At 64.8% G+C, this 13,928-nt stretch carries 10 protein-coding genes; 3 read left to right on the top strand and 7 right to left on the bottom strand.

Annotated features, from left to right (window positions below):
* Positions 1-36: 36 nt before the first annotated feature.
* From mnmE to rpmH, 7 genes are all read right to left on the bottom strand, one after another.
* On the bottom strand, positions 37-1,464 hold the full coding sequence (gene mnmE / locus AB4Z27_RS24145; RefSeq protein WP_441645440.1) for a tRNA uridine-5-carboxymethylaminomethyl(34) synthesis GTPase MnmE: 1,428 nt from the start codon (positions 1,462-1,464) through the stop codon (positions 37-39).
* A gap of 46 nt (positions 1,465-1,510) precedes the next feature.
* Positions 1,511-2,308, bottom strand: coding sequence for a CHAD domain-containing protein (locus AB4Z27_RS24140; RefSeq protein ID WP_092291102.1), 798 nt, complete (start codon positions 2,306-2,308; stop codon positions 1,511-1,513).
* Positions 2,309-2,424: 116 nt separating this feature from the next.
* Positions 2,425-3,195: a trans-aconitate 2-methyltransferase gene (gene tam, locus AB4Z27_RS24135; RefSeq protein WP_441645439.1), complete on the bottom strand. Its 771-nt coding sequence runs from the start codon at positions 3,193-3,195 to the stop codon at positions 2,425-2,427.
* Positions 3,196-3,317: 122 nt separating this feature from the next.
* The gene (gene yidC, locus AB4Z27_RS24130) at positions 3,318-5,000 is read right to left on the bottom strand and encodes a membrane protein insertase YidC (RefSeq protein ID WP_441645438.1); all 1,683 of its coding nucleotides are present in this window, start codon (positions 4,998-5,000) and stop codon (positions 3,318-3,320) included.
* A 22-nt stretch (positions 5,001-5,022) separates the two neighbouring features.
* Positions 5,023-5,322, bottom strand: a complete 300-nt coding sequence (yidD, locus tag AB4Z27_RS24125; protein WP_092291108.1) for a membrane protein insertion efficiency factor YidD — start codon at positions 5,320-5,322, stop codon at positions 5,023-5,025.
* A gap of 8 nt (positions 5,323-5,330) precedes the next feature.
* Positions 5,331-5,768, bottom strand: a complete 438-nt coding sequence (rnpA, locus tag AB4Z27_RS24120) for a ribonuclease P protein component (RefSeq protein ID WP_092292073.1) — start codon at positions 5,766-5,768, stop codon at positions 5,331-5,333.
* A 143-nt stretch (positions 5,769-5,911) separates the two neighbouring features.
* Positions 5,912-6,046: a 50S ribosomal protein L34 gene (gene rpmH, locus AB4Z27_RS24115; protein ID WP_008650850.1), complete on the bottom strand. Its 135-nt coding sequence runs from the start codon at positions 6,044-6,046 to the stop codon at positions 5,912-5,914.
* Between the two features lie 815 nt (positions 6,047-6,861).
* Between rpmH and dnaA the strand changes: the two genes are divergently transcribed.
* The 3 genes from dnaA (at position 6,862) to gyrB (ending at position 12,833) form a co-directional block, all read left to right on the top strand.
* Entirely contained in the window at positions 6,862-8,613 is a 1,752-nt protein-coding gene (gene dnaA, locus AB4Z27_RS24110; RefSeq protein WP_441645437.1) for a chromosomal replication initiator protein DnaA, read from the top strand.
* Positions 8,614-8,980: 367 nt separating this feature from the next.
* Positions 8,981-10,096 (top strand): DNA polymerase III subunit beta, encoded by a 1,116-nt coding sequence (gene dnaN / locus AB4Z27_RS24105; RefSeq protein ID WP_092291124.1) that lies wholly within the window; start codon positions 8,981-8,983, stop codon positions 10,094-10,096.
* Positions 10,097-10,307: 211 nt separating this feature from the next.
* The gene (gene gyrB, locus AB4Z27_RS24100) at positions 10,308-12,833 is read left to right on the top strand and encodes a DNA topoisomerase (ATP-hydrolyzing) subunit B (RefSeq protein WP_092291126.1); all 2,526 of its coding nucleotides are present in this window, start codon (positions 10,308-10,310) and stop codon (positions 12,831-12,833) included.
* The last annotated feature ends 1,095 nt before the right edge of the window (positions 12,834-13,928 follow it).

The following is a 13,928-nucleotide window of genomic DNA, read 5'->3' as shown; positions in this document are numbered from 1 at the left end:
TAACTCCGGTTCAGGGATGTGCGGCCCGGGCAGGCCCTACTTCCCAATACAAAACCGCGTGAAGATGGTTCCCAGCAGGTCGTCGCTCGTGAACTCGCCGGTGATGCTGTTGAGGTGGTCCTGCGCCAGCCGCAGTTCCTCGGCGAACAGGTCGAGCGCCTGGGCCTGTTGCTGCGCGCGTTCGGTGGCCACGTCGAGGTGGGACTGGGCGTTGCGCAGCGCGGTGAGATGGCGCTCGCGCGCGAGGAACGTGCCCTCGTTGCCGGACTGCCAGCCGATCAGACGCAGCAGTTCGCGGCGCATGAGGTCGATGCCCGCGCCGGTGYGCGCCGAGATCCAGATCTCGGTCGGGTTCGGCCCGTTGGCCGCCACCACGTGCGGGCGGTTGCCGCCGAACATCATYTCGCCGGCGGCGGGCGCCATGTCGATCTTGTTCACCACGCGCACGATCGGCGCRCCYGGCGGCAGGCGGCCGCTGAGCTGGTCGTCGATGTGGTCGTCGATCTCGGACAGGCCATGCTCGATGTAGTCGGGGGCATCCACCAGATGCAGCACGATGTCGGCGCGGCCGATGGCCTCCCATGTGCGCTCGATGCCGATGCGCTCGACCTCGTCGGCGGCGTCCTCGCGCAGCCCGGCGGTGTCGATGATGTGGAGCGGAATGCCGTCGATCTGGATCGTCTCGCGCACGCGGTCGCGCGTGGTGCCGGCAATCGGCGTGACGATGGCCAGTTCGGCGCCCGCCAGGGCGTTAAGCAGCGACGACTTGCCCACGTTCGGCTGCCCGGCGAGCACCACCGACAGCCCCTCGCGCAGCAGCGCGCCCTGGCGCGCCTGCTTCAGCACGCCGGCGAGGTCGCTGCGGATGCGGGCCAGCTGGCCGCGCGCGTCGGAGGCTTCGAGGAAATCGATCTCTTCCTCGGGGAAGTCCAGCGTGGCCTCCACCAGCATGCGCAGATGGATGACCTTCTCGACCAGCGCGTGGATGGCCTTCGAGAATTCGCCTTCCATCGAGCGCGCGGCGGAACGCGCCGCGGCCTCGGTGCTGGCTTCGATGAGGTCGGCCACCGCTTCGGCCTGGGCGAGGTCGAGCTTGTCGTTCAGGAAGGCGCGCCGCGTGAACTCGCCGGGCTCGGCCACGCGCAGGCCAATCTCGCGCCCGGACTCCAGGCAGCGCGACAGCAGCATCTGCATGACCACCGGTCCGCCGTGGCCCTGCAGTTCGAGCACCTCTTCGCCGGTGTACGAGTTGGGGGCGGGGAAGTACAGCGCGAGGCCGTGGTCGATCACGCAGCCGCGCGCATCGAGGAAGGGCAGGTAAGTGGCATGGCGCGGCTTGAGCGTCTGGCCGCAGACCGCGCGCATCACGGTGCCCACATCGGGGCCGGAGACGCGCACGACGCCGATGCCGCCACGGCCCGGTGCGGTAGCGATGGCGGCGATAGGAAGCTGGGGAGCAGTCATGGGCACTATTGTCGCAGAACGGGATGGGTGCGGCGCATGCCGGCGGTTAGGGCGGGGTGGGTTTGGCTGTCGATTCGGCCATGGATTCGGTCGTCGATACACCGAGGCATTCCGCCATCAACCGACGTGCCACCGAGGCGTCGATCACGGCGCCGAGCTCCCCCTGCCTTGCCACGAGTTGCTTGCGCAGTCCTTTGCGATAGCGCTTCGGCAGGACATCGGACAGCGCTTCGATCGCATAGCGCAGCCGCTTGTTGCCGATGCGGAGCTTGTGCACGTGCTCGGTCCGGCCGTCGCGCGCGGTGCGGGTGAGGTCACGTACCCGATCGCGTGCCTTGCGGATGCGCTTGCGGGCGAACGCGCCCAGCTTGCCGCGTGACTTGCGCCCGGCAAGGTGCAGCAGGTCTCGGTGCAGTGTAGGCAAAGGCGCCTGCCGATATCGTGACAATCGTGTAACCATGCCTTCCCGCGCGGCCGACCGGCGTGCCTGCGCGGTCTCGATCAGCGCCACCAGCACGGCATCGCCAGGATGGTCGGCCAGCGCCGGGGACAGCGTCTCGATGACGAACACGTCCCAGTCGCGCACGTCGCTGGCGGCGTTCGCCACGTCGCGCAGCGCCCGCTTCCAGCGGGCCTTGACGCGCGCGGGCTGTACCGGGCCGAAGGCCCAGGCCACGGCGCGCAGGTGTCGCAAGGCCACGCGCAGCGCGTGGACGTCCTCTGCCTGATCGCGGTGCAAGACCAGTTCCAGCCCGTCCTCCACGGCGCTGAGGCCCTGCGTGGCCAGGTCCACGAAGGCTTGGGCCGGACGCATGTTCCGGTGCAGGGCGGGGGCGGTTGGCATCGGCAACCTCTGACCTCCACGACAATGACTGTGTCACTGCAGTGTAGGCGATAGCGCACGCGTCGCCGGAGATGCTGTGACCGCTGCGCCGCACAAGGGCGCCCAAGGAGTTGCCGCTAGCGCGTGGCGACGATGAACACGCGCGGGAAYGGCAGCAGCACCGTGCCGTCGGCCATCGCCGGGAAGACCTTGGCCAGCGCGGCTTCGTACTGGCGCAGGTAGTCGGCCTGCTCGGCGGCGTCCAGCGGCGCCAGGAATGGCCGCAGGCCGCTGCCCTTGAACCACTCCACCACGGCGGCGGGGCCGCCCTTGAGGGGATGCTGGTAGATGGTGCGCCAGACATCCACGCGCGAGCAATGCGGCTTGAGCAGTTCGTAGTACCAGCGCTCGGACGCCAGCGGCGTGCGCGCCTGCGCCGCCGCCGTGAGTTTGGGCGACCACGGCCCGTTCATGGCCGTCTCGCGCATCAGCAGGTGCGGCGGTTCGTCGAGGTTGTCCGGCATCTGCACGGCCAGGCTGCCGCCCGGCGCGAGCTTGCTCACCAGCGACGGGAACAGCGYGGCGTGATCGGGYACCCACTGGAACACCGCGTTGGCCAGGATCACGTCATAGGGGCCGGCGTCGGTCCACGTGGTGGCGTCGGCGAGGGCGAAGTCGATATTCGGCAGGCGCTTGCGGGCGGCCGTCACCATGTCGGCATCGCTGTCCAGGCCGGTGACCTGGGCGTCGGCATAGCGCGCCGCGAGCACCTCGGTCGAGTTGCCGGGCCCGCAGCCGATGTCGACCACGCGCCGCGCCTCGCGGGTGGGAATCGCCTGCACGAGGTCGCGCACCGGGCGCGTGCGCTCATCCTCGAACTGTACGTACTGGCTGGCCGACCAWGTCATCTCGCGTCCTCTTCATCGTGGCTGGATCAGGGCACAAGCATACGCCGCCGGCGCACCAAAAAAGAAGCCCGGCGCGAGGCCGGGCTTACTTTCAGATTCGTCTCAGGCGAATGTCAGCGCGATCAGCCCTTGGCCACCGCCGCCGCCTTGCCCTTGCCGAGCATCCGGTTGATCTGCCATTGCTGGGCGATCGACAGGATGTTGTTCACGACCCAGTACAGCACCAGGCCGGCCGGGAAGAAGAAGAACATGAACGAGAACACCAGCGGCATGATCATCATGACCTTCGCCTGCACGGGGTCCGGCGGGGTCGGGTTCAGCTTGGTCTGCACGAACATCGACACGGCCATCACCACCGGCAGGATGTAGAACGGATCCGGCACCGACAGGTCGTGGATCCAGCCCAGCCACGGCGCGCCGCGCATTTCCACGGACGAGAGCAGCACCCAGTACAGCGCGATGAACACCGGGATCTGGATCACGATGGGCAGGCAGCCGCCCAGCGGATTGACCTTCTCGGTCTTGTACAGCCCCATCATCTCCTGGTTCATCTTCTGCGGATCGCCCTTGTGGCGTTCGCGGATGGCGGTCATGCGCGGCTGCAGGTCCTTCATCTTGCCCATGGACTTGTAGCTCGCTGCGGACAGCGGGAAGAACACCAGCTTGATCAGCACCGTCAGCGCGATGATCGACCAGCCCCAGTTGGCCAGCACGCCATGCAGCTTCTCGAGCAGCCAGAACAGCGGCTTGGCGAGGATGGTCAGCCAGCCGTAGTCCTTCACCAGCTCCAGGCCCGGCGTGATCTGCTCGAGCATGCGCTCTTCCTGCGGACCGGCGAACAGGCGGGCATCGGTGGTCACCGAGGCGCCCGGYGCGATCTGGCCCAGCGGCTGYTGGATGCCCACGCGGTACAGGTTCGGATCGATCTGCTCGGCGTAGAAGCTGTGCTGCTTGCCAGCCTGCGGAATCCAGGCGGAGGCGAAGTAATGCTGCACCATCGCCACCCAGCCGCTGGTGGTGGCAGCCGGCACGGTGGCCTTGCCCTTGGCGATGTCTTCGAAGCTCAGCTTGTGATACTTGTCGGCATCGGTGTAGATGGCCGGGCCGGTGAAGGTGCTGTAGAACTGCGACTGCTCGACCTTGCTGCCGTCGCGCGCCAGTTCCAGGTACAGCGTCGGCGAGATCGGCGCCGTGCCGGCGTTGGTCACGTCGAAGCGCGCATCCACCACGTAGCTGCCCTTGTGGAAGATGTAAGTCTTCACGAACTTCACGCCGCTCTTCTCGGCRGTCAGCACCACTTCGAGCTTGTCCTTGCCATCCAGCGTACGCGGACCCGGCGCAACCGAGAACACCGTGGTGTGGTTGGGCAGGTCGCCGCCGATCAGGCCGGAGCGCGCCATGTAGGTGCGGTTGGCGTCACGTTCGAACAGCACGACCGGCTTGCCGTCCTTCTCGTGGTGCTTGAGCATCTCCAGGCGGGACAGGATGCCGCCGGCCGTGTCGATCTCGGCACGCAGGTCGTCGGTGGTGACCACCACCTTCTCGCCCGTGGGCTGGGCAGCGGCCTGCGGGGCGCCAGGCACTGCGCCCGGCGCCGAAGCACCCGCGGTGGCCGATGCGTTCGCCTTGGGCACGTCGCCCTGCGCCGCAGCGCCGCTCGCGCCGCCGGCCGGGGCGGCCTGCTGCTGCGTGTTGGCGCTCGGGAAGAACATCGACGCGTGGCCGTTGGCGCGCTGCCAGTTGTCGTAGAGCAGCACGAGGGCCATCGAGAAGATGACCCACAGGATGGTGCGTTTGATATCCATGTCTCGCTATGGTCGGAGGAAATCAGGGTCTCGGGAGCCGGACCGTGACAGGCGGGCGGCCTGGCGCGGCGGAGGCAGGAGTCGCCGCGGCGGCATTCCCGTGTTTCGTGGGGTCGGGCACGGGATCATACCCGCCCTGCGTGAAAGGATGGCAGCGGCAGAGCCTGCACGCGGCCATCCAGCTGCCCCGGGCCGGTCCGTGCAGCACGATGGCGTCACGGGCGTACTCGGAGCAGGTAGGCAGGAAGCGGCACCGCGAGCCCAGGTACGGACTCAATGCGATCTTGTAGATGCGCAGCAGGGCAAGCAGGATTCGCTTCATGGTGGATATCAGGCAGGCGCGTTGGGCGTGGCAGGCGCCGCCGGGCCGGCCGCATCGACGGCGGGCGGGGCGGTGGGCAAGGGTCTGGCCGCCACCTCGAGCAGGCCGGCGATTTCCGCAAGGCACGCCCGCCGGACGGCCGTCCGGCTGGCGAAGTCCGCGCGCGGAAACTTGGCCTGCAGCCGCAACAGGATGTCGCGGCCCGCGAGTTTGGCTTGCTGGCCCCGGAACAGTTCCCGCGCCATGCGCTTCACGAGGTTGCGCTCGGCGGCGCGCGGCGCGAACTTCTTGCCGACGACGATGCCCAGCCGGGCCTGCGCCTGGCCGTTGGCTCGCACGTACAGCACGAAGTGTGCGCTGCGACGCCGTGGCCGCAAAGCAAAAACGGATGAAAATTCATCCGTCTTTGTGAGCCTCGCGGCTTTGGGAAAGGCATGGGTAGACACGCTGTGCAAAGCTAGCGGGATCGCTGGGCTTGCGGCGGCTGCCCCTGGCTGACCTGAGTGCGAGGCGGTGGCGGGGACGGTCAGTGCGCGGTGCGATGGCAGGCCATCGCGGCGCTCGACCGTCCGGGCCGGTCGCCCGGCGCTCAGATGGCCAGGCGCTTGCGGCCCTTGGCGCGACGAGCGTTGATGACGGCACGGCCGCCGCGGGTCTTCATGCGCACGCGGAAACCATGGGTACGCTTGCGGCGGGTAACGGAAGGTTGGTAGGTACGTTTCATGTTGCACTCTCTGGTTGATCCGGGCTTTCCGGGCGCCGGCCAATGCCGGGGCGCCTTGGCCGCCGCGTATGGTTCGCATGGGGCCGCCGCAATTCCGATCGGGTTTGCTGCGGTCTGCCGACGATTCTGGTTCTGTCTTGCTGCCGGCCGCCGCTGGCCTGGCTGAAGGCCGAGGCGCTGACGGGGGATCAGGCCGCTTGCCTGATGCCGCACATGTTTACACGTGGCGGTACGGGCCAGACCCGGCGATGCGCATACGTGATCCCCTGCCGCATCGCAGAACCCGCCATTTAACCGATATTCGCGCGAACTGTCAAGGCAACSGATGGCCAGTGCCGCCGACGCCGCCACAATGGCAGGCGCATGCGTCGGTGCGCCATTGTCCACAATGGCCGGTGGGTAACCTTGTGGGTATCCGGGGTCACCTATATGCGGTAGCCAAGATGTCCAACTCGTTGTTTCCGATGGATTATCAGCTGCCCAGGCCCCTCTCCGGGCCGTTCTTCYTTATAGGTTGTGCACAGCAATCCACTGAATTTTCACAACTTGTCCACAGGGTTATCCTTTGTGGATAACTTGAGGCGGGGGGTACAATCCCGGTCCAAACACTACACGGGCCGCGTGGCGCACGCACAACCCGGACTTCCTGCCTTGGTATACCGCTTGATCGGGCGATGCTTGCCGCACGCCGATGGGGTGGCATTGCCGCGTCGCGCTGGCCCCCGAGGGGCCGCGTGGCGGGAAGCCGGATGATTGGCGGGCACCCCGATACTCGTGACGCGCTGCGGCCTGGCGCGATCACCAAACAAGAACACATGCAAGATTTCTGGCAGGCGGCAGCCGCGCAACTCGAGCGCGAACTGACGCCGCAACAGTTCAAGACCTGGATCAAGCCGTTGGCGCCCGTCGCCTTCGACGAGGAGGCGCATGCGCTGCGGATTGCCGCGCCTAACCGCTTCAAGCTCGACTGGGTCAAGAGCCAATTCTCGGGCCGCATCACGGCCCTCGCCTGCGAATATTGGGAAGCGCAGGTTAGCGTTCACTTTGTCCTTGACCCTGCCGCCTCGGGGCGCGCGGCCGCCTATACCCAGCAGGCCACGGCACAGATGGGTGACAACGCCGGCGCGCACGCTGCAATGGGTACGCCGATGGGCGCACCCGGCAACGGCTATCCGAGTGGACAACACGGCGCTTCTCATGCGCCGCAGGGAACCGGTTATCCCGACTATCCGAACCCGGGCGCGCCGAGCGGCTATCCCGGCATGGCTGCCCTGAATCCCCAGGGCAACTACCCGGCGCGGCCGCAGATGCCGCACACCGGTCATCCGCTGCAAGGCAATGCCGGCGGCCATGGCGCGGATATCGGTGATATCGACGTGGCCCAGATGGACCCGTCGGAGGCCAGCGCGCGTTCGTACCGCGTGCAGCCCCAGCATCCGCAGCATGTGCAGCAGCACCCGCAGCACCAACAACACCCGCAGCACCAGTCCCACCCGGGCCAGCCGCAGCCGATGGGCGGCGCCCAGCCTAGCGACACGGTGCATGAGCGCTCGCGCCTGAACCCGATCCTGACGTTCGACAACTTCGTCACCGGCAAGGCCAACCAGCTGGCGCGCGCCGCCGCGATCCAGGTGGCCAACAACCCGGGCAAGTCGTACAACCCGCTCTATCTCTATGGCGGCGTGGGCCTGGGCAAGACCCACTTGATCCATGCCATCGGCAATTTCATGCTGATGGAGAACCCGCGCGCGCGGATCCGCTACATCCACGCGGAGCAGTATGTGTCCGATGTGGTGAAGGCGTACCAGCGCAAGGCGTTCGACGAGTTCAAGCGGTACTACCACTCGCTGGACCTGCTGCTGATCGACGATATCCAGTTCTTCTCCGGCAAGAACCGTACGCAGGAAGAATTCTTCTACGCGTTCGAGGCGCTGATCGCGAATCGCGCACAGGTGATTATCACCAGCGACACGTATCCGAAGGAAATCACCGGCATCGACGACCGGCTGATCTCGCGCTTCGACTCGGGGCTGACCGTGGCCATCGAGCCGCCCGAGCTCGAGATGCGCGTGGCCATCCTGATGAAGAAGGCCGCCGCCGAGAACGTGAGCGTGCCCGAAGAGGTGGCGTTCTTCGTCGCCAAGCACCTGCGTTCCAACGTGCGCGAGCTGGAAGGCGCGCTGCGCAAGATCCTGGCGTTCAGCAACTTCCACGGCAAGGACATCACGATCGATGTCACGCGTGAGGCGCTGAAGGACCTGCTAACCGTGCAGAACCGCCAGATCTCGGTGGAGAACATCCAGAAGACCTGTGCCGACTTCTACAACATCAAGGTCGCGGACATGTATTCGAAGAAGCGGCCCGCCAATATCGCCCGGCCGCGCCAGATCGCCATGTACCTGGCCAAGGAGCTGACGCAGAAGAGCCTGCCGGAGATCGGCGAGCTGTTCGGCGGACGCGACCACACCACGGTGCTGCACGCCGTGCGCAAGATCGCCGACGAGCGGAGCAAGGACGCGCAGCTGAACCACGAGCTGCACGTGCTGGAACAGACGCTCAAGGGGTGATGCCTGAGCCGGTGACGCAGGTGAATCCTGCGCCGCCTGGCACCGTTTTATGATTTTAAAGGTTGGCCTTGCCGGGCTGGCATACTACAGGGTGCGCGCCCGGCGGCAAACGGGCGACTGAACGAAACGCTTGGATCGCGGGAAATCGGCCTCAGATAAGGCTTTGCGGTGAGTCGGGGCGGCTTGGCGGGAAGAAATGACGGATCGTGGCTTTTTAGGCACAGCCGTCCTCCGCGCCGGAGCCGGCCCGCTTCACCGCAGCGGCTTATCCTTGGTACAATGCACAATTAACTCCTTGATTCCTAAGTGAATTTGGGGTTGCGCGCAACCTGCGGTCGCTGACGACAAACGACGAAGGATAAATTCAATGCAATTGGTCAAAACCTCGCGAGACAATCTGCTGCGTCCGCTGCAAATCGTGAGCGGCATCGTGGAGCGCCGCCACACCCTCCCGATCCTGGCCAACCTGCTGATTCGCAAGTCCGGCTCGAATGTTTCCTTCCTCTCGACGGACATCGAGATCCAGATCACCACCCACGCCGAATGCGGCGTTGGCAGCGACAGCGTGGCCACCACCGTGGCGGCGCGCAAGCTGCTGGACATCCTGCGCGCGATGCCTGACGGTGACGTGGCGCTGTCGCTGAACGACAAGCGGATGACGGTGCAATCGGGCAAGAGCCGCTTCGCGCTCCAGACGCTGGCCGCCGAGGAATTCCCGACTGTGGCCGAGGCTGCGGAGTTCAACGCGAGCGTGAGCCTGCCGCAGAAGACGTTCAAGCATCTGCTGGCGATGGTCCACTTCGCCATGGCGCAGCAGGACATCCGCTATTACCTGAATGGCATGCTGCTCGTCGTGGACGGCAAGAAGGTGATGGCCGTGGCCACCGACGGGCACCGCCTGGCGTACTGCGGCGTGGAACTCGAGACCGAGGCCACCGGCGGCGGCGCGCGCCAGGAAGTGATCATCCCGCGCAAGACCATCCTGGAACTGCAGCGGCTGCTCGAAGATAACGACGATCCCGTGCAGGTGCAGCTGGCGGCCAACCAGGTCAAGTTCACGTTCGCCAACATCGAACTGATCAGCAAGCTGGTGGAAGGCAAGTTCCCGGACTTCCAGCGCGTGATCCCCAAGGGCTACAAGAATGCGTTCGCGATCGACCGCGTGAAGCTGCAGCAGGCGCTGCAACGTACCGCCATCCTGACCACGGACAAGTTCAAGGGCGTGCGCTGTATCCTCGATACGCACATGCTGAAGATCAGCTCGACCAACGCCGATCAGGAAGAGGCGCAGGAAGAACTCGAACTCGATTACTCGGGCGACGCGCTCGATATCGGCTTCAACGTGACCTACCTGCTCGACGTGCTGGCCAACCTGAAGAGCGAACAGGTGCAGGTCAGCCTGGGCGACTCCAATTCGAGCGCCCTGATTACCGTACCGGAAGACGACAACTTCAAGTACGTCGTCATGCCGATGCGGATCTGATGACCGGGACTCCGGCCATGCCCGCCCACGCGGGGATGGCCGTGGACTGTCCAGTAGACAACCGGGCACACACCGCAGCAGGGGCAGGATCCCAACGATCCGCCCCTTTTGCCGTTTTTAAGTAACCCGCCATTGCGGACCCCAGACCCCGCGCCAGCCCGGCGTCGGGACCGGATTCCGCATTTGCCGTGAGTATCGYGAGTAGGAAAACATGACCGACCAGCAAAATCCGCAGCAGGAAAACTCTTACGGAGCCTCTTCGATCCAGATCCTGGAAGGCCTGGAGGCGGTACGCAAGCGCCCGGGCATGTATATCGGCGACACCTCCGAYGGTACTGGCCTGCACCACCTCGTGTTCGAGGTCCTGGATAACTCCATCGATGAGGCGCTGGCTGGTTATTGCACCGAGATCCAGGTCACGATCCACAGCGACAACTCGATCTCCATCGTCGACAACGGCCGCGGCATTCCGCCGGCGGTGAAGTTCGACGACAAGCACGAGCCGAAGCGCAGCGCGGCGGAAATCGCCATGACCGAGTTGCACGCGGGCGGCAAGTTCAACCAGAACAGCTACAAGGTGTCTGGCGGCCTGCACGGCGTGGGCGTGTCCTGCGTGAACGCGCTGTCCAAGTGGCTGCGTTTGACCGTGCGCCGCGACGGCCAGGTCAACCTGATCGAGTTCGCCAAGGGCGAGGTGCAGAACCGCGTGATCGAGACCGTGAACGGTCCGGATGGCAACCCCGTGGAAGTCTCGCCGATGAAGGTCATCGGTGCGACCGACAAGCGCGGCACCGAAGTGCACTTCCTGGCCGACGAGGAAATCTTCACCAACGTGGAGTTYCACTACGAGGTGCTGTCCAAGCGCATCCGCGAACTCTCGTTCCTGAACAACGGCGTGCACATCCGCCTGACCGACCAGCGCACGGGCAAGGAAGAGGATTTTGCCTACTCGGGCGGCGTGAAGGGCTTCGTCGAGTACATCAATCGCGCCAAGACCGTGCTGCATCCGACCATTTTCTACGCGAATGTCGAGAAGGAAGGCATCACGGTGGAAGTGGCCATGCAATGGAACGATGGCTACAACGAGCAGGTTTTGTGCTTCACGAATAATATTCCGCAGCGCGACGGGGGGACCCACCTGACCGGCCTGCGCGCGGCRATGACGCGGGTCATCAACAAGTACATCGAAGAAAACGAGATCGCCAAGAAGGCCAAGATCGAGACGTCCGGCGACGACATGCGCGAGGGCCTGTCCTGCGTGCTGTCCGTGAAGGTGCCCGAGCCGAAGTTCAGCTCGCAGACCAAGGACAAGCTGGTGTCGTCCGAAGTGCGTCTGCCGGTGGAGGAACTGGTAAGCAAGGCGCTGACCGACTTCCTGCTGGAAACGCCGAACGACGCCAAGATCATCTGCGGCAAGATCGTGGATGCCGCTCGTGCGCGCGAGGCGGCCCGCAAGGCCCGCGAAATGACGCGCCGCAAGGGCGCTTTCGACGGCATGGGCCTGCCGGGCAAGCTGGCCGACTGCCAGGAGCGCGACCCGGCGCTGTCCGAACTGTTCCTGGTGGAGGGCGACTCCGCAGGCGGCTCGGCCAAGCAGGGCCGCGACCGCAAGTTCCAGGCAATCCTKCCGCTGAAGGGCAAGATCCTGAACGTGGAACGCGCGCGCTTCGACAAGATGCTGTCCAGCCAGGAAGTGCTGACGCTGATCACGGCGCTGGGCACCGGCATCGGCAAGGACGACTACAACCTCGAGAAGCTGCGCTACCACCGCATCATCATCATGACCGATGCGGACGTGGACGGCTCGCACATCCGCACGCTGCTGTTGACGTTCTTCTATCGCCAGATGCCGGACATCATCGAGCGCGGCTATGTGTACATCGCCCAGCCGCCGCTGTACAAGATCAAGCACGGCAAGGAAGAGCGGTAYATCAAGGACGACAACGAACTCAACGCCTACCTGCTGAAGCTGGCGATGGAGAAGGCGTCCCTGACGCGCCCGGACGGCAGCGAGATCATGGGCGACGCCCTGACCGAGCTGGCGCGCCAGTACCAGCTGGCCGAAGGCGTGATYGGCCGCCTGTCCCGCATCGTCGACCCGGACGCGCTGCGCGCCATCGCCGACGGCGTGGTGCTGGATCTCGACAACGCGGCAGCGGCGGAAGCCTCGGCCGTGGCGCTGAAGGCCAAGCTGGCCGAGATGCACGCCAAGACGCTGCTGGGCGCCGCCGTGAACGACGACGGCACCGCTGACGTGTATGCGCAATTCGACGAGAAAACCGACAAGCACCGCCTGATGATCGCRCGCCGGCACCACGGCAACGTGCGCCTGTCGCACCTGGACGCGGACTTCGTCCATGGCGCCGACTACGCCGCACTCGCCCGCGCCGCMACGACCTTCCAGGGCCTGATCCCGGAAGGCACCAAGGTCAAGCGCGGCGAAGGCGAACGCCTGCGCGATCAGACGGTGTCCGACTTCCACCAGGCCATGCAATGGCTGCTCTCCGAAGCAGAGCGCGGCGTGTCCCGCCAGCGCTACAAGGGCCTGGGCGAGATGAACCCCGAGCAGCTGTTCGAAACCACGCTGGACGTGACCCAGCGCCGCCTCCTGCGCGTGCAGATCGAAGACGCCATCGCGGCCGACCAGATCTTCACCACGCTGATGGGCGACGAAGTGGAACCGCGTCGTCATTTCATTGARTCGAATGCGCTGGTGGCGCGGAATATTGATGTTTGAGGTGGTGTCGGATGACACGGAAAGTGAAATCTGTGCCAAGTTACTGAAAACTTTGTGACGCAGTAAATGAAAAAACCGCCTTCGGGCGGTTTTTTTGTAAGCAGACGCTGGCGAGCGGTCTGCTGGAGCGTTCTGACGCGAGTAGTGACCGTCACCTTAGAAAAGGCAAGACGCGTTGTCGGGGGCTGTTGCAGCGTTCTGCGGATTAAAAAGGGCCGATACGGCTGGTCGAATGATGTAGCACCAAGGCTGCCTAACGAAGCTCGCGCCGAAGCATTCCGAAGGGCACCGCAATTCCTGAGCGACCGGCTCCGACCCATCTGCGTCGTTCGGCTATCCAGTCCTCGACGGCCGTTGTGTGACGTCATGCGGCCGTCCGGTAGCAATGATGAGGCTTGGCTCAAATATCGCGGGGCGGGAATTCAACTATCGGCACGGGTGTACGTTCTGAGAGGAATGCGGCTGCAGGTGCCCTGTCGGCGGCGGAGGGCTGGCCAGCAGGGCCCGATGCCAGCGCAGGGTGGCGCCGTTTCAATCTGTCAGCCACAGCAAAATGCGTGTCAGATTTCAATTTCATTAATATCTGATGTGCGCGATAAGATACATGGCATGACGCCGCTGTGTTTAGACTCGGCTCAAACCACAAAGCGGCATGTAAAACCGCCGCGCTCACGGGAAGGGTCGAAGAATGCGAGTTCTCCAGCTTGAGGGAATGGATTCGCCCACGCGGTTGCGATCGCTTGCTATGCCGGGGTGTCATCAGCGTCGTGTCTGGTCACGGGAGCGACTCAGGCAATACCTGCTTGGCCTACTGCTGGGCATTCTTTCGATCGGCGCAGCGTGGGCACAAGTAAAGCTCACGTGCGCGGACGTTCCAAAAGGAAAAATAGTTCGTGCAATGTATGACAACGGCTCGCAGCCACCTGTACTGGCTTATTACACCGGTGGCTATGTTGGGCAGTTAGGAGCGCCTTCGGCTCCCCCTCCCGGAATTGTGCCGCCCAACTATTCGGCTCGAGATTCAATTCCCTATTGTCGCGACACGGATGGGTATAACTATTACATCGGTATATACACTCCGCCATGGCCTTGGGT

It is taken from the genome of Cupriavidus sp. KB_39, from assembly GCF_052114485.1.
In the GTDB taxonomy this organism is placed as follows: Bacteria; Pseudomonadota; Gammaproteobacteria; order Burkholderiales; family Burkholderiaceae; genus Cupriavidus.
Note: the sequence above shows the minus strand (reverse complement) of the source record. Positions and strands in the feature narration are given on the sequence as shown.